The 21,013-nt window shown below is 64.8% G+C and carries 25 protein-coding genes and 1 pseudogene; 10 read left to right on the forward strand and 16 right to left on the reverse strand.

All coding sequences use genetic code 11. The features are described 5' to 3' along the window. Positions 1-383: 383 nt before the first annotated feature. The 9 genes from G4G29_RS01740 to G4G29_RS01780 all read right to left on the reverse strand — a co-directional run bounded on the left by G4G29_RS01740 (position 384) and on the right by G4G29_RS01780 (position 7,739). A complete protein-coding gene (locus tag G4G29_RS01740) occupies positions 384-590 on the reverse strand; it encodes a hypothetical protein (RefSeq protein WP_017201940.1) in 207 nt (68 codons plus the stop codon). Between the two features lie 350 nt (positions 591-940). Continuing rightward, positions 941-1,750: a sigma-70 family RNA polymerase sigma factor gene (locus G4G29_RS01745; protein WP_029264083.1), complete on the reverse strand. Its 810-nt coding sequence runs from the start codon at positions 1,748-1,750 to the stop codon at positions 941-943. 324 nt (positions 1,751-2,074) lie between these two features. Beyond that, positions 2,075-2,329 (reverse strand): hypothetical protein, encoded by a 255-nt coding sequence (locus G4G29_RS01750; RefSeq protein ID WP_081859903.1) that lies wholly within the window; start codon positions 2,327-2,329, stop codon positions 2,075-2,077. Positions 2,330-2,749: 420 nt separating this feature from the next. Further along, the gene (locus G4G29_RS01755) at positions 2,750-3,526 is read right to left on the reverse strand and encodes a F510_1955 family glycosylhydrolase (protein WP_244632319.1); all 777 of its coding nucleotides are present in this window, start codon (positions 3,524-3,526) and stop codon (positions 2,750-2,752) included. Between the two features lie 212 nt (positions 3,527-3,738). Further along, positions 3,739-4,335, reverse strand: coding sequence for a DUF305 domain-containing protein (locus G4G29_RS01760; protein ID WP_026049681.1), 597 nt, complete (start codon positions 4,333-4,335; stop codon positions 3,739-3,741). A gap of 86 nt (positions 4,336-4,421) precedes the next feature. Then, positions 4,422-4,862 (reverse strand): DUF6153 family protein, encoded by a 441-nt coding sequence (locus tag G4G29_RS01765; RefSeq protein WP_183151634.1) that lies wholly within the window; start codon positions 4,860-4,862, stop codon positions 4,422-4,424. A gap of 47 nt (positions 4,863-4,909) precedes the next feature. Next, the gene (locus G4G29_RS01770; RefSeq protein ID WP_244632639.1) at positions 4,910-6,964 is read right to left on the reverse strand and encodes a heavy metal translocating P-type ATPase; all 2,055 of its coding nucleotides are present in this window, start codon (positions 6,962-6,964) and stop codon (positions 4,910-4,912) included. A 139-nt stretch (positions 6,965-7,103) separates the two neighbouring features. Further along, positions 7,104-7,427, reverse strand: coding sequence for a heavy metal-associated domain-containing protein (locus G4G29_RS01775; protein ID WP_060921756.1), 324 nt, complete (start codon positions 7,425-7,427; stop codon positions 7,104-7,106). A gap of 30 nt (positions 7,428-7,457) precedes the next feature. Beyond that, entirely contained in the window at positions 7,458-7,739 is a 282-nt protein-coding gene (locus G4G29_RS01780; RefSeq protein WP_053095982.1) for a metal-sensitive transcriptional regulator, read from the reverse strand. Positions 7,740-7,954: 215 nt separating this feature from the next. Here G4G29_RS01780 and G4G29_RS01785 point away from each other — a divergent pair, with 215 nt between their 5' ends. From G4G29_RS01785 to G4G29_RS01810, 6 genes are all read left to right on the forward strand, one after another. Beyond that, positions 7,955-8,356, forward strand: coding sequence for a four-helix bundle copper-binding protein (locus G4G29_RS01785; protein ID WP_082750002.1), 402 nt, complete (start codon positions 7,955-7,957; stop codon positions 8,354-8,356). Further along, positions 8,353-8,871, forward strand: a complete 519-nt coding sequence (locus G4G29_RS01790) for a DUF305 domain-containing protein (RefSeq protein ID WP_200838872.1) — start codon at positions 8,353-8,355, stop codon at positions 8,869-8,871. The genes G4G29_RS01785 and G4G29_RS01790 overlap by 4 nt, the downstream gene beginning before the upstream one ends. A 321-nt stretch (positions 8,872-9,192) precedes the next feature. After that, positions 9,193-9,552, forward strand: coding sequence for a metalloregulator ArsR/SmtB family transcription factor (locus G4G29_RS01795; RefSeq protein WP_036275916.1), 360 nt, complete (start codon positions 9,193-9,195; stop codon positions 9,550-9,552). Continuing rightward, positions 9,549-11,474 (forward strand): cation-translocating P-type ATPase, encoded by a 1,926-nt coding sequence (locus G4G29_RS01800; protein ID WP_197491836.1) that lies wholly within the window; start codon positions 9,549-9,551, stop codon positions 11,472-11,474. Before G4G29_RS01795 ends, G4G29_RS01800 begins: the two co-directional genes overlap by 4 nt. Continuing rightward, positions 11,474-12,082 (forward strand): cadmium resistance transporter, encoded by a 609-nt coding sequence (locus G4G29_RS01805; protein WP_036275918.1) that lies wholly within the window; start codon positions 11,474-11,476, stop codon positions 12,080-12,082. Before G4G29_RS01800 ends, G4G29_RS01805 begins: the two co-directional genes overlap by 1 nt. Next, on the forward strand, positions 12,079-12,612 hold the full coding sequence (locus G4G29_RS01810) for a signal peptidase II (RefSeq protein WP_029264099.1): 534 nt from the start codon (positions 12,079-12,081) through the stop codon (positions 12,610-12,612). Before G4G29_RS01805 ends, G4G29_RS01810 begins: the two co-directional genes overlap by 4 nt. Before the next feature lie 228 nt (positions 12,613-12,840). On the opposite strand, the gene G4G29_RS01815 is transcribed toward G4G29_RS01810, so the two are convergent. The 5 genes from G4G29_RS01815 to G4G29_RS01835 form a co-directional block, all read right to left on the reverse strand. Next, positions 12,841-13,152, reverse strand: a complete 312-nt coding sequence (locus G4G29_RS01815; protein WP_029153956.1) for a hypothetical protein — start codon at positions 13,150-13,152, stop codon at positions 12,841-12,843. A gap of 167 nt (positions 13,153-13,319) precedes the next feature. Continuing rightward, positions 13,320-14,129: an AAA family ATPase gene (locus G4G29_RS01820; RefSeq protein ID WP_060921758.1), complete on the reverse strand. Its 810-nt coding sequence runs from the start codon at positions 14,127-14,129 to the stop codon at positions 13,320-13,322. After that, the gene (locus G4G29_RS01825) at positions 14,129-15,517 is read right to left on the reverse strand and encodes a Mu transposase C-terminal domain-containing protein (RefSeq protein WP_183152732.1); all 1,389 of its coding nucleotides are present in this window, start codon (positions 15,515-15,517) and stop codon (positions 14,129-14,131) included. The genes G4G29_RS01820 and G4G29_RS01825 overlap by 1 nt, the downstream gene beginning before the upstream one ends. A gap of 7 nt (positions 15,518-15,524) precedes the next feature. Beyond that, positions 15,525-16,121 carry a recombinase family protein gene (locus tag G4G29_RS01830; RefSeq protein ID WP_060921759.1) on the reverse strand — a complete coding sequence of 199 codons (597 nt, stop codon included), beginning with the start codon at positions 16,119-16,121 and terminating at the stop codon, positions 15,525-15,527. Between the two features lie 185 nt (positions 16,122-16,306). Then, positions 16,307-16,711, reverse strand: a complete 405-nt coding sequence (locus G4G29_RS01835; RefSeq protein ID WP_183151636.1) for a heavy metal-responsive transcriptional regulator — start codon at positions 16,709-16,711, stop codon at positions 16,307-16,309. A gap of 54 nt (positions 16,712-16,765) precedes the next feature. Between G4G29_RS01835 and G4G29_RS01840 the strand changes: the two genes are divergently transcribed. The 4 genes and pseudogenes from G4G29_RS01840 to G4G29_RS01855 all read left to right on the forward strand — a co-directional run bounded on the left by G4G29_RS01840 (position 16,766) and on the right by G4G29_RS01855 (position 20,250). Then, on the forward strand, positions 16,766-17,080 hold the full coding sequence (locus G4G29_RS01840; RefSeq protein ID WP_167163704.1) for a thioredoxin family protein: 315 nt from the start codon (positions 16,766-16,768) through the stop codon (positions 17,078-17,080). Continuing rightward, on the forward strand, positions 17,077-18,426 hold the full coding sequence (locus G4G29_RS01845) for an NAD(P)/FAD-dependent oxidoreductase (RefSeq protein ID WP_183151637.1): 1,350 nt from the start codon (positions 17,077-17,079) through the stop codon (positions 18,424-18,426). Before G4G29_RS01840 ends, G4G29_RS01845 begins: the two co-directional genes overlap by 4 nt. 456 nt (positions 18,427-18,882) lie before the next feature. Then, a complete protein-coding gene (locus tag G4G29_RS01850; protein ID WP_183151638.1) occupies positions 18,883-19,272 on the forward strand; it encodes a metalloregulator ArsR/SmtB family transcription factor in 390 nt (129 codons plus the stop codon). Position 19,273: 1 nt separating this feature from the next. Continuing rightward, positions 19,274-20,250: pseudogene (locus G4G29_RS01855) on the forward strand (SRPBCC family protein). Positions 20,251-20,342: 92 nt separating this feature from the next. Here G4G29_RS01855 and G4G29_RS21025 read toward each other — a convergent pair. Then, positions 20,343-20,597, reverse strand: a complete 255-nt coding sequence (locus G4G29_RS21025) for a hypothetical protein (RefSeq protein ID WP_244632320.1) — start codon at positions 20,595-20,597, stop codon at positions 20,343-20,345. A gap of 170 nt (positions 20,598-20,767) precedes the next feature. Beyond that, the gene (locus G4G29_RS23260; RefSeq protein ID WP_274601207.1) at positions 20,768-20,992 is read right to left on the reverse strand and encodes an LLM class flavin-dependent oxidoreductase; all 225 of its coding nucleotides are present in this window, start codon (positions 20,990-20,992) and stop codon (positions 20,768-20,770) included. Between the last annotated feature and the right edge of the window lie 21 nt (positions 20,993-21,013).

A 21,013-nucleotide genomic window follows, 5' to 3' on the forward strand; every position in this document is an offset into this window, starting at 1 on the left:
TCCGTCGCAAGGTCTAGGCAACGCAAGGCCAGACTTGAACGAACGAGGGGAAAGCTCCCCCACTAGCCTTCGGGTGAACAGTACTCGCCGCCGGCTTCCGGTGAACATTGCCGGCTCCGGCGCTGCGGCAGACATTGAGATGCCGGTCGGCGTTGCCGTCCCGGGCGCTCACGCCTTGGCGTCCGCGGAGACCGTTGCGGACCCCGACCTCGTGAGACTGACCATCCCGCTCCCCCAGTGCAGGACCCGTCCCGCACGAGATGCTCGACGGGAACCTCGTCATCGACAAGGTGAACTACTGACCGCCACCGACGGGGTTCTGGAGGCCCTCGACTTACACAACGAGGGCCTGCACGTGTGCACGTGCAGGCCCTCAGGTTCGATTAGACGCGCTGGCTGATCGTGCCGCCCGGGTTGCGGTTGGCGGTCGATTCGGTGACGAACCGGCCCGACGACGCGGAGCGGTGCACCGTGGTCGAGTTGCTCGTGCCGGAACCGACACGTTCGGTGGTGGTCTTTCCGGGCCAGCGGGCCGCAGCGGCCTTGGAGACGAAACGACCGGTGGATGCAGAGCGACGAACGGTTCCCATGGGAACTCCTTCACTGATTGGTGCCGGGGTGCCATGAGATGGAGCGCCGCTAGTCTGCGGCTGCCAACTCCGGTACAGTCAGTGCTCTGGATGAGACCTGACCTTCTCAGGGCTTGTGAGCCGTCCCGTTACCGCGGGGCGGCTCTTTTCCGTTGTGATCCCGACATCTCGGTATATGTCCGCCGCTGGTCACTTCCCCTCGCGGCCTCTCAACTGCTTCGATTGAGTCTTGCCCGTCATCGATCGCGAGACGAGCGACTGCGCTTTGTTGGCGGAAACGGTTCGGCGTGCCGCCTTCGCGTTCTGGGTCCCGAAGGACGAGCGCTCGATCTTGCCTCGAAATTCACTGCTCATGCGGACTCCCGGTTCTGTCGTACTTGCTGACGTGCGCGCGCGATCGCCGACTCCACCGCTTTCGCGGTCATGCCAAGCTTCTCGCCGATCTCCGCGTGCGTGAAGCCATGCGTCACGTTCAGATAAAAGGCTGAGCGGACACGCTCGTCCTTGATGCTCCCGAATGCACGACGCAGCTCGTCCTTGATGTGCGCCGCCTCGCTCGCGTCGGGAGCAGCCGACGTCGACGGACCCTCCTCGAAGTCGTCGGCCCAGGCCGCTGCGGGCGGCGGAGCCTGCGGCTCCGCATATGAACGCAGCTCTTCTCGACGCCAACGCTTGTAGACGTTGCTGAACTGCAGAAGGCACTGGCCCACGAAGAACGTGCGCAGGGAAGCTCCCTTGGCGGGGTCCCACTTGCCCGGGACGAGCACCTTGTCTCGGAACGCGGTGAGGGCGAGCACGATCGTCTCATCCGCCAGGCTCTCGGCCTCTTCGATCATCGAGCCCGGGCGGGGCTCAGGCTCCAGTGCGCCGAAGCCTTTTCGCTTCACCTCGCCACGAATCTGCCCTTTGTAGATCCACCCGCGGATGACAGCCCACCCGTACTTCGCGATCTCATTCGCGAACAGATCGTAGTTCCGGCCACGGTATCCGCTGGCCTGGAGTGCGGTCGCGAGTTCGCGGTCTCCAGCGAGCCGGTCGAAACGTTCCTCGGCGCGATCGCGGTCTGCCTCGGCCAGCCAGGCCTGATCCGTTGCCCACGCGATGAGAGTAGGAACGCCATCGGGGGACGAATGCCCTTCGGGCTCGTCGTTACCGGTCATAGCGTTCCCTCACGATCCTGGTCAGCTCATAGTCACCACGATCCCTCATATGTCCGACATTGCAGACTTCCCCTCGCCTCTCGCAAGAAAATGTTGAGCAACCTCACGGTTCGGTGCCGCCCGCCGTACACGATCGTTTGCGGCGTGGTTTCGCATTCGGTTCTACTGGTGGTGCCGCAAGCGAGGCCTCGGACCCATCTCCGCTTTCCAAAATCTCCCGCTGAAGACGCGAGTGAGCACAGCAGGAGGGAGCGTGCAGCAGACGACCCGCCGAAAACGATCGTTTCCGGCGAGTTCGCGTCGCCCGTCATCGTGCGCCCGCCGTTAACGTTCGCCGGTATCTGCTTTCGGCAGACGTTTCCGGCGTTCAGGTAGCGGGTCTCGCTCGTCGTCCGCCGATGCGAGTTGGCGAGGATGGTTTCGTTCCGCGCGGAGTTGTTGCTCGATCTTGGCGTGTGCTTTTCGTTCGTTGCGGTCGGCTCTGATGATGGACCGCAGGACGAACCAGAATGCTGCGACGACGGCGATCGTGGGGATGACGGACCAAAAGGCGTTGGTCCAGTAGTCATTGAGATTCATCCGCGCCTCCCGGGGGTTCACGCAGCACGAGCGCCAGTCCGACGATCGCGAGGATGAACGCTGTTTCGTAGCTTCCGAGCGTGTATGCCCAGAGTGACCGTTGGTCTGGAACGGTTGTGTCGATGAGGAGATGAGTTGCGATCAGTGCGACGGCGGCCAGGAGAAGGAAGGCCCCGATACGTACGAGGCGATCGTGACGCCGCTGTGGGGACATGTGGCTGGTGCGCGTGGGAACGTGTGCTCGTGGACGGTGCCGAGCTGGGTGCAGGTGGCGGGTCATCTGAATATGGCTCCGATGAGGTAGAAGCTCGCAAGGGCGAGAAGCAGGGCGAGGACTGTGGCGCACGCGATGAAGACGGATATGCGTCGGAAGGGATTGCGGCGGGGGACCATGGGTGGCCGTTCTGGTGGTGGCGTTCTCTACCGGGCGGGGGCGAGGATGGTTGTGTCGTCGGCTGTGATCTGGACGATGCCGCGGTCGTCGACAACGATGAAGCGTTCGTCATCGATCGCGGTGAAGGCCTGAGCGGCCCCTTGAAGCGCGTCGAGGCGTTGCCATGTTCCTTCGGTGTTCTGTGACCAGAGGGCACCGTCGGTTCCGACTCCTGCGAGCGAGCCATTGGGTTTGGCGTCGAGTGTGTAGAGCAGCGGGGCGTCGGCGACGGGGGTGAAGGTGGCGCCGTTGTCGGTGCTGAGGAGCAGTCCTTCTTCCGCGGCGGCGTAGAGACCGTCGCCGGTGGCGGCGAGGTCTGCCGCGGCAAGTGTTGCGCCGCGGGTCCATTCGAGACCGTCGTCAGTGCTGATGAGCAGATCGACGCCATCGGAGGCGATCCCGTAGAGAGTGCCGTCTGGTCCGGCGGTGAGGACATGGAAGTCCGTACTGCCAGTGAGGGCGATCGGTGACCACGATTCGCCGAAGTCGTCACTACGAATGACACCTAGGTTCGGGGAGCCGAGCTCTGCGGGTGTCTGTGTGCCCGGGTGACCGGATGCGAAGAGGGCGTCGTCGAGGACGGTAAAGCCCATCGCATCGAAATCGTGGCCTCCGATGGGACCGGCGATCGCACCTTCAGGATTGAGGGTGAAGAGTCCTCCGTGGGTGGCTATGAAGAGGTCCTCACCGCGGGGGTCAGCGGCAACACCGTGAATGTGTTGGATAACGGGGGGGACCGCGTTGGTGCCGGAGGCCTGCGGCACGGCGCAGCCGGTGAGGGCGACGGCTGCGAGAGCGATCGCGAAAGCGGGTAGGGGCGAGTGGCGGTTCATGAGACTCCGACGTGAAGAAATGCATGCAGGTGCGCGAGCGGTACGCGAATGAGAGTCGCGACATGGCACCAGCGCGGTGGCGTGGGTTACTGCGAGAAGGCCAGTTCGGGGGTGCGGGCGAGCGCCGCACCCCCGAAGGTAGATCAGAGTGTGTCGAGGAGGTCTTTCATCGTGGCGATCTCCGTGGTCTGTGCCTCGATGATCGTCTCGGCCAGGGCGACCGCGTCACTGTTCTGGCCGTTGTCGACTTCGTCTTGGGCCATTTCGACGGCACCCTGGTGGTGCTCGATCATCTGCTCGAGGAACAGACGGCTGGCGTCCGCCCCGGTGGCATCTTCGAGGGCCTGCATGTCGTCGTCGGACATCATGCCGCCGCCGTGGTCCATGCCTTCCATGTTGGAGGTATCAGCGCCCCACTCTTCGAGCCACTGCTCCATCTTCTGGATTTCGGGGCCCTGCGCTGCCTTGATCTCTTCCGCGAGGGCGGCGACGCGCTCGTTGACGCCGTCCTTGCTGAGGAGCATGTCAGACATCTCGATGGCCTGAGCGTGGTGCTCCTTCATCATGCTGGCGAACATGATGTCGGCGTCATTGGCGTCCGCCGACGCCGGGGCGGAGCTGCTGCTCTCGTGATTCATGCCGGGCATATCGCCTCCGCCGGAGGTGTTTCCAGCGCAGCCGGCAAGGGCGAGCACAGCAGTGAGAGTGAGTGCGGCGGTCGCCGCAAAACGGGTCTTCATGATGGTTCTCTCCAAGAGTCGATGATGGTGCCCAGCGAGACAGGCTGGGCGAGGGGGCGTTGCCCATAGAACGGGCATGCCAGCCATCAGGTGCGACTGATGCAGAGAACGGTGAGAGACGGCGGCCGCAGCGGGTACAGCGCGCCGCGAAGCGCAAAACGTGAAAGGAGCGGACCAGGGGTTTCGGTGAGTGAGCGCCACCAGGCGGGCGGCCGGGTGACCAGCACTACGGCGATGAGGAGCGCGAGAACGCAGGCCATCCACGACATGCCGTGATCGTCAGAGCACGTCGCACAGCCCGTCTCATCCATCGCTGCAGCTTCGCCTGAGGCGTGTGCGGGGTGAGCGTCGGCATGCGCGGGTGCGACCGCGATGGTTTCGCTGTGCCCGGAGGGCATGGTGTGCGTGTTCATCGAGTGCATCGCCAGAAGCCCGAAGATCACGGAAAAGGCGACGGCGACGACGGTCAGGAGGGTGCGGGTGAGGGTGCGCTGGTCTCGCACGCGCCGTGCGATCGTCGTCAACACTGTCCCACCTCCCTTTCTTCCAGGGTACGTCGCCGCCGCCCGTGCGCCTACTTGTCGACGACGGCGTCCGGGCTGAGGTTCAGCCGTCGCAGCAACTGCGCATTCAGCGCGACAACGATCGTGGATAGTGACATCAACACTGCACCGACCGACATCGGCAACACGAACCCGACGGGGGCGAGCGCACCGGCAGCCAACGGCACCGAGAGAAGGTTGTACCCGGCGGCCCACCAGAGGTTCTGTTTCATCTTCCGGTAACTGGCCCGCGACAGCTCAATCACGGAGATCACCGATCGGGGGTCGTCGCTGGCGAGGATGACACCTGCGGAGGCGATCGCAACGTCCGTTCCTGCACCGATCGCAATCCCTACGTCTGCCTGGGCGAGGGCGGGGGCGTCGTTCACGCCGTCACCGACCATCCCGACCTTGCGGCCTTCGTTTTGCAGTTCTTTCACCTTGGAGGCTTTGTCCTCCGGACGGACCCCGGCGAAGTACCGGTCGATACCCAGCTCGCCGGCGACGGACGCGGCGACCGCGTCAGCGTCACCGGTGATCATGACCACCTGCACGCCGCGCTCGTGAAGCGCAACGACCGCGTGACGCGACTCGGAGCGGATTTCATCCGCGAGGCGCAGCGCGCCCGTCACCTGACCGTCGACGAGCACGTGGAGGATGATCGCACCCTCACCGCGCCACTCGTCGGCAACCGGCAGCTCGGCGGCGTGTTCTTGCTCGAGCATGTACGGGCCGCCGACCTGCACGACGTGTCCGTCGACACGGGCACGCACCCCCACGGCGGGGGAGGATTCAAAATCGGTCGATCGCGGAACGGTGAGGTTCTTCTCTTTCGCTGCGTTGACGATCGCACGGGCGAGGGGGTGCTCGGAGTCCGCTTCCGCGGCCGCCGCCCACGCGAGCAGCTGATCGGCGTCGGCCCCTGTGACGGGATCGATCGCGGTCACGGCGGGGGTGCCCGTGGTGAGCGTGCCGGTCTTGTCGAACAGGATCGTGTCGACGGTGCGCATGCTCTCCAGGGCGAGACGATCCTTGATCAGCACACCTCCACGGGCGGCGCGTTCGGTCGCTATCGACACGACCAGTGGGATCGCGAGACCCAGCGCGTGCGGGCAGGCGATGACCAGCACGGTGATGGTGCGGATCACGGCTGCCTCGGGCTGGCCGACGAGAGTCCACACAATCGCGGTGATCGCGGCAGCGCCGAGCGCGAACCAGAACAGCCACCCCGCTGCCTTATCCGCGAGTCGTTGCGCCCGCGACGATGAACTCTGCGCCTCCGTGACCAGTTTCTGGATGCCCGCGAGTGCGGTGTCTTCACCAATGGCGGTGATCTCTACCCGCACCCCGGAATCGGTGGCTACGGTTCCAGCGATTACCGGGTCACCATCGCTGCGGCGCACCGGCCGAGACTCTCCGGTGATCATCGACTCGTCCATGCTGGCCGAACCCTGCACGATCCGCCCATCCGCGGGGACCCGCCCGCCCGGACGCACCACCACCACGTCTCCGACCTGCAGATCAGCCGGTGCGACGGTGACAGTGGTGTCTCCATCGACCTTCTCCGCCTCGTCGGGCAGCAATGCGGCGAGGGAATCCAACGCCGACGTCGTCTGGGCGAGGGAACGCATCTCGATCCAGTGGCCGAGCAGCATGATCACGATCAGCAGCGCCAGCTCCCACCAGAAATCCAGCTCGTGGTGCAGCAGCCCGATGCTCGCCCCCCAGGAGGCGAGGAACGCCACGGTGATCGCGAGGGCGATCAGCAGCATCATCCCCGGTTTGCGGGCACGAAGTTCACCGACCGCACCGGTCAGGAACGGGGCACCGCCCCACACGTACATCACCGTTCCGAGAGCCGGTGACACCCACGCGACCCACGCCGCGTCCGGCAGCGGGTACCCCAGGATCATCGAGAACATCGTCGAGAATCCGACCACCGGCACGGCGAGGAGCAGCATGATCCAGAACAGGCGCCGGAACTGCCCCACATGATCCCCGTGGCCGCCATGCCCGCCGTGACCGGCGTGATCTTCGTGGCCGCCGTGCCCGGTGTCTTCGTGCGGTGCAGCGTGATCGTGGCTCATCGCCCCATGGTCGTGCTCCGTCGTTGCCGCCGCCGTGTGGTTGCGGTGCGCGGTGTGATCGGTGTGTTCGTCGTGCTGGCTCATCGGAGACTCCTTGCTCAGGTGCGCCCGGGGTAAGCCGGACGCCGACAGATGCAACTCAGGGCTGGCTGGTCGCGAGAGCGTAGCCGGCCTCCTCCACCGCAGCCTTCACAGCGGCGGGGTCAACCGGGGCGGTGCTGCGGATGGTCACCCGGGAGGTGCCACCCGCGTTGAGATCCACGGTGACGGACTCGACACCGTCGACAGCGCCCAGCTCCTCACTGACGCTCGATGCGCAATGCGAGCATGTCATCCCGTCGACGAGCACCTCCGATGTGACCGCAGAATCGTCGTGGACGGCTGTCTCTGTGTTCGATGGGGCAGCGCAGCATGCGCAACCAGCGTTCGCATCCGTCAGTCCCAGCTCGATGCGATCAGTCATGGTGTTCTCCTTTACTAAACAGACGTGTGGTCATGAACGAACCAGGCGGGCGATGGCTTCGTTGGCCTCACGAACCTTCTCCGCTGCGAAGTCGCCACCCTCAGCACTTGCCTGAGCGACGCAGTGACTCAGATGATCGCTCAGCAACGACAACGCCACCGTCTCCAGGGCCTTCGTCGCCGCAGAGACCTGCGTAAGGATGTCGATGCAGTACTTGTCCTCATCAACCATCCGGGAGATCCCCCGCACCTGGCCTTCGACGCGATTCAACCGCTTGCGCAGGTCGTCCTTGCTTCCGTCGTACCCGTTCATGCCTCGAGCATACCCCCTGGGGGTATCTAACTCAATGTTTTCGCTTCTATTCCCGCTAGGCGAACGTGGTCGCCGACTCTGTTCAGCTCACAGGCTGATCTGCGCAGCGCGGCGGCTTATCAATACCGGGTTACCAGACCCCAGCGGGGTATTCAAGGGCCTCAGTGCGCGGGCGATGCGAGCGTACTTTCGTGGCTCACGAAAGGAGTTCTCTCATGACCGTCACCGAAGAAATGCTCAGCACGTATCCGAAAGATCTGGGCGGAATTGATCAGAAGAAGCTCGTCGACTGCATCGACGCGTGTCTCGCGTGCGCGCAAGCCTGCACCGCATGTGCCGACGCTTGCCTCAGCGAGGACATGGTTGCTGACCTAATCAAGTGCATTCGCGCGAACCAGGACTGTGCAGACCTTTGCGTAACCACCACCCGGATCCTCTCCCGTCGCACCGGGCACGACGCCAGCGTCACCCGTGCCGCGCTCGAAGCTTGCCGAGCGGCGTGCCTGAGCTGTGCTAACGAGTGTGAACAGCACACCATGCACGAACACTGCACGATCTGCGCTGAGGCATGCCGACGCTGCGAACAGGCGTGCGTTGCACTGCTGGAGTCGCTATGACAAGCCAGCACGCCGACAACGGTTCACGCCCGCCGGCCGGCCACTCCCAGGGGAAGAATCAGGGCGGGATGTCGAGCTACCTTAAGCTCGCCGTCTCGCTATCGCTCAGCTTCGTTGTGATGTACTTCCTCACGTTTGCGATGATCAACGTCCTGGACGATCTCTTCCTCAACATCAGCAACCTCTACATGGCACTGATGATGGTCTTCCCCATGGGCATCATCATGGTCATCGTCATGTGGAAGATGTTCCCGAACAAGGCCGCGAACATCAGCTTGCTCGTAGGTTTCGCCGCGCTTTTCCTTGTCGCCTTCTTCATGGGACGCTCGGAAGCGTTCGTCGGTAACGACCAGTTCCTCCGTTCCATGATCCCGCATCACTCTCGAGCGATTCTGGTGTGTGAGCAATCAGACATCAGCGACCCGGAGATCCAAGATCTCTGTGAGCAGATCATCTCGTCACAGCAGGAAGAGATCGACCAGATGAATGAGATTCTCGACCGTCTCGACGATTAGTGGGGCGTCGGCACCACCCTTGCGACGAGTGGACCGGCTACCGCGCTCATGACGAGCGGACCGGATCACCGCCGTCGACAGGGTCCGGGTCGACCAGGCAACCTTACGCCTCAGCCTTACGCGAGAGCTGCCGAAAACGATCGTTTGCGGCGCGGTGAGTGAAGGCACACCAGATCGAATGCCAGAAACGTGCGCCGTAAGCGGGTTTCGGTAGGCGTATTCGGTGGGGTGTGAGCCGGATGTACTTACACCCAGGCCCCAGAGATGTCGCCTGGGGTGAAGCCGTTCCAATAGGTCATCAATCACTGTATAGTTCAGTGTGTGCTGACTATTTCCTCACGCCTCGATGTCATGAACCGGCTCGGCCGGGCCATGGCCGATCCCACGCGTTCCCGAATCCTAATGTCTCTGCTCGGTGGACCGAGCTACCCGGCTGTGCTCTCTCGTGAGCTGGAGCTGACGCGTTCGAACGTGTCGAACCATCTCACCTGCCTGCGTGACTGCGGGATTGTCGTTGCCGAGCCGGAGGGTCGCCAGACTCGTTACGAGATCGCCGACCCGCATCTTACGGCTGCGCTCGTCGCGCTCGTGGACGTGACGCTGGCGGTCGATGAGCACGCGCCGTGCGTGGACTCTGCGTGCACGGTGGCTGGCTGCTGTGGGACGGGGGCGGACGCGTGAGCGCGGCGTGTGGCTGCGAGCACGAGCCTGCCCAGCCTGCCACTGCGGCGGAGGATGAGACCGAAGAGGTTGTGCGGCCCTGGTGGAGGGACCGTGGGATCATGGTGCCGGTCTTCTCCGGTGTCGCATTCCTGGCCGGTCTGATCCTTGAATGGTCCGGCCTCGAGATCCCGGCGCTGGTGTTGTTCTGGGCCGGTCTGCTCCTCGGTGCGTCGACGTTCACGCCCGGCGCGATCCGGAAACTGTTCAAGGGCAAGCTCGGTATCGGGCTGCTGATGACGATCAGCGCGATCGGCGCGGTCATCCTCGGCTACGTGGAGGAGGCTGCGGCTCTGGCGTTCTTGTACTCGATTGCTGAGGCGCTCGAGGACAAGGCGATGGACCGTGCCCGGGGCGGGCTGAGGGCGCTGCTGAAGCTCGTGCCGGAGACAGCGACCGTGCTGCAGAACGGCGTCTCTGCGCAGGTGCCCGCGAGAGAGCTGACGGTCGGCCAGGTCATGGTGGTCCGTCCCGGCGAGCGGATCGCAACCGACGGGATCGTCCGTTCTGGCCGCTCCAGCCTGGACACCTCGGCGATCACCGGGGAGTCGATCCCCGTCGAGGTCGAGCCCGGCGATGCGGTGTCGGCCGGTGCGATCAACAGCGCCGGCGCGCTGGAGGTCGAAACGACCGCTGCGGGCACCGACAACTCGCTCACCACGATCGTGGAGCTGGTCGAGAAGGCGCAGACCGAGAAGGGCGAGCGTGCACGTCTCGCGGACAGGATCGCCCGCCCGCTCGTACCCGGCGTTCTGATCCTCGCAGCGCTCGTCGCGATCATCGGGTCGCTGCTGGGCGATCCAGAGGTGTGGATCACCCGCGCGCTTGTCGTGCTGGTCGCCGCTTCTCCGTGTGCGCTGGCGATCTCGGTGCCGCTGACGGTCGTCGCCGCGATCGGCGCAGCAAGCAAGTTCGGCGTGATCATCAAGTCCGGCGCCGTCTTCGAGCGCTTCGGCACGGTCCGCCACGTCGCGGTCGACAAGACCGGCACCCTCACCCGCAACGAACCTGCGGTCACCGCGGTGCTCACTGCGAACGGCGTGACCGAGACACAGGCGCTGGCCTGGGCGGCCGCACTGGAGCAGCACAGCACGCATCCCCTTGCCTCTGCGATCACCGCCGCGGCCCCGGGCACACCGGCAGCTGCAGATGTGACCGAGCAGGCCGGGCACGGCATCGACGGCACTGTCGGCGGATCGAGAATCACCGTCGGCAGTCCTCGCTGGCTGGACGCGGGCGACCTCGGGAAGCAGGTCGCGGAGTTGGAGGAGCAGGGCATGACCGTCGTGATCGTCCACCGCGACGGAACCCCCGTCGCCGCGATCGGCGTCCGCGACGAACTGCGCCCTGAAGTCCCCGAGGTAGTCCGGACGCTCACCAACCAAGGCGTCGGCGTGACGATGCTCACCGGAGACAACGCCCGCACCGCTCGTGCACTGGCCGCGCAGGCCGGGATCAGCAACGTGCGCGCGGAACTGCGTCCCGAGGATAAGGCAACCGCGATCGGCGAGCTGTCAAAGGCGGGGCCGGTCGCGATGATCGGCGACGGAATCAACGACGCACCGGCCCTCGCTGGCGCAGACATCGGTATCGCGATGGGCGCCACCGGCTCCGACGCGGCAATCGAATCCGCCGACGTGGCCTTCACCGGCCATGATCTGCGCCTCATCCCGCGAGCGTTCGATCACGCCCGCCGCGGTCGACGGATCATCAACCAGAACATCATCCTGTCGCTGCTGATCATCACTGCACTGCTCCCGCTCGCGCTCTTCGGCGTCCTGGGGCTCGCGGCCGTCGTCCTGGTCCACGAGGTCGCGGAGGTCATCGTGATCCTCAACGGTCTGCGCGCCGCACGCACCCGCACGCCACGACTGGAAAGCTGATGCTCGCAACTATCGGTTCAGCGATCGGCCTGTTCGCGGCAACCAACATCGACGACATTGTCGTGCTCACCGTGCTGTTCCTGGCTTCCAGTCGAGGGAAGCCCCGGCCGTGGCAGATCGTCGCGGGCCAGTATCTCGGGTTCATCACCCTCGTCGTGATCAGCGTGATCGCCGCTCTCGGTCTCACCATCGTTCCGGACGAATGGGTCGGTTTCCTGGGTCTGATCCCGCTCGGCATCGGCATCTGGACGCTCATTCGCGGCCTGCGCCGTAACAGCGATGACGATGATGACGACTCCAAGATCACCGCGGTCGGACTATGGGGCGTCGCAGGGATCACGATCGCCAACGGGGCCGACAACATCTCCCTCTACACGCCGATCTTCCGCACCAGCGCCCCCAGCGACGTCGCGATCATGATCGTCGTATTCCTGATCCTCGTCGCGGTCTGGTGCGCGGCCGGCCGGCTGATCGGCACCAACAAGGCTGTTACCGAGGGGCTGGAGCGCGTCGAGCACTGGCTCGTACCGGCCGTGTTCATCGGCCTGGGCCTGTTCATCCTGATCGAATCTGGGGTCATCGTCCGTCTGATCGAGGTGCTCGCATGACCTCCTCCCAGTCAGAGGCTCATCCGCCCGCTGCGCGCAAGCTGTCGTCGACCCGGCGGCGGCAGCTCACTGGTGGAGCGCTCTTGATCGCCGTGGTCGTCGTGCTGATCGATCAGGGAACCAAGGTGTGGGCCGAAGCGACCCTCACCGACCGTGAGCGCATCCCGCTGATCGGTGACCTGCTGGGTTTGCAGCTCGCCTATAACCCCGGAGCGGCATTCTCCTTCGGGGAAGGCTTCACCTGGGTGTTCGCGCTGCTCGCTGTCGCCGCCACGGTCACAGCGATCGTGTTCGCGTTCCGAGTGCAACGCGTGAGATGGGCGATCGTCATCGGCGCGCTCGGCGGCGCTTCCGCCTCACACGCAGGCGACCGCCTTTTCCGGGACCCCGGATTCGCCCGTGGTCACGTCGTGGACTTCCTCGCCTACGGAAACTGGTTCATCGGCAACATCGCCGACATCGTAATCTTCGCCGCAGCGATCACCGGAGCAGTTTTCATGATCCGCGCCGGGGATGAGAGCACCGAGTGAGATCCGTTGTGCGGTGGTGGGACACCCATCAACTCGCCCTCTACATCGGCGCGATCGCCGTGGGCAGCCGTTGAGTGAGTTCACGCTTAGGCAGGCGGGCGGTCGCGATGTAGGCGCAGAGCCACCCACCAGCCGCATCGTCGACAGATGAAAGCGCGATCGTCTCCGAGTGCGTGCAGCTTCTTGCGTGGCAGATGTCGCCCGCAGCACGTGCACGCAACGTCCTCGTCAGTCGCCATGAGCGGAGAGCGCCTCTCGAATCTGTTCAACCGTTGGCATCCCGGCCAGCCCAGCAGGGGTGCTGTAAATACGGCAGGCGAGGTCATTGCTTCGCCCCGACCCCGGAAAGAGATCGTTGCCATCCAGGGTGATCGTGGGGGAGCCCGCGAACGAGACTGCGCCCGCGTCCTCCTCCGTCCGGATGAGTCGGTAGTGAACCTCCGATTCGTCGTGGCCTGTTTCTCGTAGCGCCTCAGAAACACGACGGCCAGCCTCAACCCAGCTGGGGCAACCGGCGATATAAAGCAGCTCAATCTCCACGACTCAATCATCCTCGACTTCGCTGTTGATGTCGTGCCCGGGCTACCACCGAAAACGATCGTTTGCGGCCGGGCACCCGTGGTGGTGCTGGGGAAGTGCGACACGCCGAGCGTCGCCCCTGTGGAGTTGATCGCTCGGTGGCGGTGTTCTGTGATCGCTTGGCGGCGTTAGTTGCCGATGACGAGGATGCTAGCTGCGGCTTCGATGACGTCGTCGGTGATGGTCTCAAGCCCGTTGATCTTCAGCACTCGGGCGATCTGAGGGAAGAGCCGTTCAAGGAGACGAAAGTTGCCACGGGTGATGCGTTCGATCGCAGCTATCGCCTGCGCGTCGGTGAAGTCCTCTGGGTCGAGTTGCTGTCCTAGGTGTTTCCAGTGGCGGTCGAGGACGAAGAGGAGTTCTTCTCGGCCGAGGGTTCGGTAGTGGTGGGAGAAGCCGAGTCGGCTGTAGAGCTGTGGGTAGTGGCGGAACCGTTGGTCGATGCCGGGCATGCCAATGAGGATCATAGAGAGGTGTTCACGGTCGTGGCGGTCGCGGAGCAGCTCGAGCGCAGTCGGTGTGAGCCTTTCGGCTTCGTCGATGATGAGCAGATCCACGAGGTGAGACATGCCGATCGGCGTGGTGGTCGGTTCGGTCTCACGCGAGCGGAGGTGTTCGTCGGCGCAGATCTCGACCTTTGCCTGCCAGCGGTCGATGTCGTGCATGAGATCTTTGGGTCTGCAGAGGACCTCGGGTGTGTAGAAGACAGTCCGGGATCGGTTGGCGAGGGCGTAGTGCTTGGCGTCGTGCTCGCCGCGAGGTCCCCACTTGTTGATGTAGGGCTCCAGAGCGTCCCAGTTTGCGTAGCGGCGGGCGGAGTTGGTCTTGCCGACGCCGGCGTCGCCGTGGCAGATGCCGATGGTTTTCTCTTTGCGGACGGCGTTCGCGAATTCGGTGAAGCGTCGGTGCTCTTTGGTGACGATGAATGGCTGGTTCATCACTCGTCCTCTTCGTAGGTGCGTAGCCGGCGGCGATGCGGAGGTGCCGCGACGTCGCGTGGCTCGTCGCGGGTGACGGCGGTGAGGATGCGGTCGTTGATGGTGTGTCGGAGTGCGCGGCGGCGGGCTCGGCGGGCGGTTTCGATGTCGCGGAGGCTGAGGCGGAGATTGGGGTGGGCTTCGTCGACGGCGATGCAGACGAATGTGTCGCGGTCGTACACGCGGATCTCGGAGATGTCGCGCGGGTCGTAGCGGATTGTGATCGTGTGCCCGACGAAGGGGGCGAGTGTCGGAGCGAGGTAGCGCTGGCCCTGGAAGTGAATGCCGTCGCGCTGCACGACCCGGTTCTTGGGGACCGTGAGCAGGAGGCCGTCGAGTTGTTCCAGACTGTCGGGCATTCGCGGAAGCCAGCCGTCCGCGACCCACGCGTCCCGAGGCGATACTCCGAGCTCCCGGTGCGGGCGTGCGTTGTACATCCCGATGAACCCGCCGATCGCCTGGTCGAGGGCGGCCAGATCTAGAGCGGGGTGAGGATTCCTGTCGCCTGGTCTGAGGTGCCCGGGGAGAGTGGAGAGAAGCTCTGTGTTGATGGTGCGGAAGAAGCGTTCGATCTTGCCGCGGCCTTGGGGCCGAGCCACGGTGGAGTGGATGATCCGGATGCGCAGCTCGATGGCGGTGCGTTCGAGGTGATGGCTGGTAAAGTCGGAGCCGTGGTCGACGTGGAGCACGTCGGGTATTCCACACATGGCCCACGCGGGGTCGGTCTTGCGCCAGATCGCCTGCCTGAGCGCGAGGGCCGTGTTCATCGCTGATGGTGCACCGGTGAAGACGGTGTATCCGCAGATCGCGCGTGAGTGGTCGTCGATCACGATCGTGAGCCAGGGTCGATCAGATTTGCCGCCTACGGCACTGGTGATGAGGATGTCGAGTTCGGTGTGATCGGCCTGCCAGATCTGGTTGGGCCCGTCGGCTCGGCGCCGGTATACGAGCTCGTATCGATCGCGATACGCAATGGGTCCATCCAACGCGAGCGTTACCAGTGCCGGGTCGAGGGACTGCACGATATCTCTGACAGTGGCGTAGCTGGGCACCGCCAGGCCTTGCCGCTCCGCTTCGGTACTCGCAAGGCGGTGCAGCGTCGCGATCGCTGGCCTCGGCCTGGTCAACGCGAGGTGCTCGATGAATCTGACCAATTCGCCCCCCGTGCGACGAATGCCGGCGTCGGCTCTCGGTTGAGGGTCGAGTGCAGTGATGCCGTGGTCTCGGTAGAGCTGGTGCCAGCGTTGGAGCGTGCGCAGGCCAATCCCGGTTTCTCGGGAGAGAGCGGTGAGAGGTATCTGGTCCTCGACGTGTAGTCGAAGAATTCGCCACCGCTCCCCGCCGCTCATCACATCGCTAGATGGTGATGCTCTCGCGGCTGGCGAGGGCTTGCTGGTGGCGGTAGAGCGTGGCGCGACTCCACCCGACGAGCCGTGCTGCATCTTCGGCGGTGCGACCTTTCGCTCGGGCGTCGGCGGCGATCGCGAGCTTGTCGGCGATTACCGCTGGGTCCGAGAGTGGACGACCGAAGCGAGTGCCGCTCTGCCTGGCGGCGGCGATCCCAGCATTTACCCGCTCGACAATCAGTTCACGCTCGTACTCCGCGAGCGTGGCGAGCATGTTCAGCATCAACCGGCCCGTCGATGTCGCTGGATCTATCCCATCCGAGACAGAACGCACATGGATGCCCCGCTCGCGCAGCAGGTTTACGGTGTTCAGCACGTCGATGAGGGAGCGGCCGAGGCGGTCCACGCGCCAGACGACGACGGTGTCACCGGCTTCTGCGTGCTCGAGGAGTTTTTTCATCCCACGACGCTCGATCGCGGTCTTGCTCCCGGAGGTGACATCGGCGAACACGTCGCGCTTCTGAACACCAGCGGCGACGAGTGCGTCGAGCTGCAGCTGCGCATCCTGGCTCGATGTGCTCACGCGGGTGTATCCAAGAAGTCTCACTCGGCCATTGTGCCTCACAAACCCCGCCGCGTCATCGCGCTGAGACACTTTCCGGTGAGACGCATTGTTGAGACAGACGCTGACCGAGGATCACACGGATCAGCGATCACACAGCCGGGATCCGGCCGATGTCTCGAAAAGCTGTAGCTTTTCGAGATGCCCTGCTGGTGCGTACAACGACGGGTTTACGGTAGCGGCCGCGGGATGACGTTGCAGATGCTGCGCTCCGAGCACGTCGCTGGGTCGACGGCCGAACTGGTGGTGAGCATGTCGACGAGTTCTGTTTCGAGACGGGCGAGTTCTTGTTGACGGACCCTGACTTCATTGAGTTTGCCATCGAGCAGCGAGTGCACGTGCGAGCAGGGCGCCTGCCCGTCTTCCCGGAGAGTGAGGACTCCGGCGATGTCGGCCAGCGTCAATCCGGCAGATTGAGCGGCGCGAATGAATCCGACGCGGGAAGCGACCTCATCGTCATAGACCCGGTATCCATTGCTTTGTCGACTCGGTGCAGAAAGTAGCCCTTCGCGTTCGTAGAAACGAAGGGTCTGGGTGCTGACTCCCGTGGTGGCGGCGAGGTCTCCAATGCGCATACCCCCATTTCACCACTTGACCTTGTACCGGGCTGCAACGTTTACGGTCGATGCATGCAGATCACGTTGCAGTACTTCGATGGGTGCCCGAACTGGGAGACGGCCGCGGATCGCCTCGCGGTGATCGCCGCGGAACGATCCGACGTCACGGTGAGCCGGCAGCTCATCGAGACGCAGGAGGAAGCGGAAGCTCTCGACTTCCGCGGGTCCCCGACTCTCCTGGCCGACGGTGTGCCGCTGTTTCCCGCGCCAGAAGCTCCGCCCGGCCTGTCGTGCCGGGTGTATTTGACACCGGCAGGTCTTGCCGGGTCGCCCACGACAGAGCAGATCCGGGACGCCATCAGGACCGTCGAAGCGGGTATCCGGTGAGTGACGCGTTCGATCTGCTGGTCATCGGTGCAGGCATGGCGGGCACGTCCGCTGCGAACAAGTGTGCGGCGCAGGGCTGGCGGGTCGGGATTGTCGACGCGTTACCCTACGGCGGTACCTGCGCGCTCCGGGGATGCGACCCGAAAAAGATCCTCCGCCGCGGCGCCGAAATCGTCGATGCCGCCCGGCTGATGAACGACACCGGCATCACAGAAGGCGGCCTCCGTGTCGACTGGCCGGCCCTGATGCGGCGCAAGCGCGGCTTCACCGACGGTGTCCCGAAAGGCATGGAAGACGAACTCACCGGCAACGGTGCCACCACTTTTCACGGCCACGCCGAGTTCACTGGCCCGAACACCCTCACCATCGATGGCACTACCCACCACGCCGACCGCTTCCTCATCGCCACCGGGGCCACCCCGAGGCCGTTGACGTTCCCCGGTGCGGCACACCTCATCGACAGCACCCAATTCCTCGACCTCGATGCTCTACCGCAGCGGATCGTGTTCATCGGCGGCGGCTTCATCTCGTTCGAGTTCGCGCACATCGCCGCCCGCGCCGGCGCGCAGTGCACGATCATCGACCACGGCCCGCGACCCCTGCGCGAGTTCGACCCCGACCTGGTGGAGTTGCTGACCTCCCGCACCGAGCAAGCCGGCATCCACGTCTACCGAAACACCAACGTCACCGCCATCGAGGCCACCCCCGCCGGGTTCCAGATCAGCATCAACACCCACGGCACGACCACCCGTCTTGACGCGGACCTCGTCGTTCATGGAGCAGGTCGCGTCCCCGCCCTCGATGGCCTCCATTTGGACGCTGCCGGTATTGCCGGCAGCCTACGTGGAGTCACCGTCGCCGGGCACCTGCAAAGCACCACCAACCCCGCCGTCTATGCCGCAGGAGACGCCGCCGACACCGCGGGACGTCCCCTGACTCCGGTGGCCGTGTTTGAGGGGAAAGTCGCCGCGTCGAACATGCTCAAAGGAACCACCACAGCACCCGACTACACCGGGGTCCCCACGACCGTGTTCACCATCCCGGAGCTGAACCGGGTCGGCCTCCTCGAAGAAGAAGCCGCCACAAGCCACAACACCGCCGTTCGCTTCACTGACACCAGCAACTGGTACTCCACCTACCGGGTCGCCGAAACCACCGCCGCCGCGAAGATCATCATCGATACCGACACCGATCAGATCCTTGGCGCGCACCTGCTCGGCCCCGGCTACTCCGAACTGATCAACACCTTCGGCATCGCCATCAAACTGGGTCTCACCACCCGGCAACTCAAATCCACCACCGCCACCTACCCCTCCCTCGGCTCCGACCTCGGCTCCCTACTCTGACCAACTAACACACAGAGCCGACTACCTCTGCTTTCCGTCAGTTGCCGGCCAGCCACACCCGTCACTAAGCGATCACAAAACACCGCCAAAAAGCGACAATGTCCACACGTCGCCCCGCCGTAACCCCCTGCCGAAACGTTAGGGCGCCGAAACGGGTGGTGTATGGGTTTCGGCGCAGGTTCTGCCGACCGCCAACCATCCGTATTCGGGGTCTGGATGTGCGCGCGTTTTGACCGTCGTCCTGCATGAGTCGGCCTGACGATCTGACTTTCCTCGCGACCGCAGCTGGCTTCATTGCCACTCCGAAGGGAGGCGGCCCCCAGCACTCTGCTTTAGATCGGACTCAGTCCGGCTCAGCCTCGGGTAGTCCGATGTAAAGCATCTAGTCCGATCTAAAGCCGCAAGTCACAAGTCGGCCCTTGACATCCGCCGCGCTCAGGCATAACGTACAACCAAATGGTTGCACAAAGAGAACTGAGCGAAGCGGAGGTCGACCGTGTCTTCCACGCACTGGCGACGTCGACCCGGCGCGACATCCTGCGCCGGACGATCGAGCGGGAGCAGTCCGTCTCGACCCTCGCCGCCGACTACGAGATGTCATTCGCCGCGGTGCAGAAGCACGTCGCCGTGCTCGAGGCCGCGAACCTCATCGTCAAGCGCGCCGAGGGACGCGAGCGGCTCGTCCGCGCGAACCCCGAGATGATCGCCCGCGCCAGGGCGCTCCTCGCCCGATACGAAGAGCTGTGGCGGTCGCGCATCGCCCGACTCGACGACCTGCTGGCCGAGACACCTCGATCCGGCGCATCCGACAACAGCGACACCAACGAGAACGAACAAGGAGACTGAAATGCCTGTCACCGACGTCACCACCGATGCCGACAACCTCACCATGACCGTGGTCGCGGACTTCGCCGCCCCGGTCGAGCGGGTCTGGAGCGCCTACAGCGACCCGCGCCAGCTCGAACGCTTCTGGGGTCCTCCCGGATGGCCGGCGACCTTCACCTCGTGGGACCACACGGTCGGCGGTCGCGCGGTCTACTCCATGAACGGTCCACGGGGCGAGAAGTCGTCCGGGGCATGGGAGTTCGTGTCGATCGATGCGCCCCGCAGCTTCGAGGTCATCGACTCGTTCGTCGACGAGGACGGCAACCCGCTCGACGGCTTCCCTGCACAGCGGATGTCGTTCGCGTTCGAGCCGACCGCCGCCGGCACCCGCATGGTCACGACGAGCCACTTCGACTCGGTCGACGCTCTCGAACAGGTCGTCGAGATGGGCCAGGTCGAGGGCATCAAGATGGCCATGAGTCAGCTCGACGCCGTGCTGCAGGACCTCCGCGAGTACGCGCAGGGCAAGGGCACGAGGGTCGAGCTGCTCGACGACACGCACGTGCGCATCACGCGTCTGGTCGAGGGCCCGCGCGAGCTCGTGTGGCGCGCGCACTTCGAGCCCGAGCTGATCCGCAAGTGGATGCTCGGCCCCGACGGCTGGGAGATGACGGAGTGCGTCGCCGCCACCGAGGTCGGTCAGTCGTACCGCAACTCCTGGGCGCCGGTCGGCGACACCGAGGGCGAGCCGTTCGGGTTCGAGGGCGAGGCGCTCCTGATCGACGCCCCCGTCGCGCGGTCACCACCGAGCGGATGCAGGGCCTGCCGACCGAGACTCTGAACGATCTCAACCTCTATGAGGAGGACGGCGCGACCCTCGTCACGCTGCTCGTCGAATACCCCGACAAGGAGACGCGCGACATGATCCTCGCCACTGGCATGGCCGACGGGATGGAGGCGTCGTTCGCCCGCCTGGAGCGGGAGCTGCTCACCGTCTGAGCGCGGCGCCGCGTCCACAACTCAGGAAGACCGGCCGGTCCGCCCAGGACCGGCCGGTCTTCGGGTTCCGGCTGAGAGTGTTCCTGGAGTGCTCACCGCACGGGTGACGACACCTGCCACGCGGGGTGGGTCGGGTGCGGGCGGGCTCCGGACCGGTCGCGCGACAGACGCTCCCGCAGCGTCTCCCCGTCGCGATAGCTCGATCGGGCGAGACCGCGTCGCCGCAGCTCCGGCACGGCGAGTTCGATGAAGTCGCGCGCCGACTCGAAGCTCACATCCTGGCTCAGGTTGAAACCGTCGAGGTGGGCGTAGTCGGCGATCTCCTCGAGCCGAGTGGCGACCTGCACCGGGTCGCCGACGATCGACCAGTCGCCTCCGATCCCCTTCCGCGAGCTCGGCGCCTTCGCGACGAGGTCGCCGACCGTCTGCCCAGGACGCCACTCCCGGATCAGCAGCCGGTACCCGTGATCTTCGCGCCGGATGATGTCTTCGACGAGCTCTGTCGGGTCGTAGCGGGTCAGGTCGGGAGTGCGGGCAGGCTGTGTGAGAGCCTCCCGGGCGTGCGATATCGGGCGTAGTCCGCCGCCTTCTCGCGCGCCGCCTGCTCGGTCTCCGCGACGACGACGTGCGCGCCGGCGAGGAAGGAGATGGTGTCGGGATCACGGCCGAACTCCGCCGCCTGCACACGGATCGCGTCGACGTTCGCACGGATGTCGTCGAGGGTCGATCCGCCGACGAACACGACCTCCGCGTGCTTCGCCGC

The organism is Microbacterium sp. Se63.02b (genome assembly GCF_014171575.1).
Classification (GTDB): Bacteria; Actinomycetota; Actinomycetes; order Actinomycetales; family Microbacteriaceae; genus Microbacterium.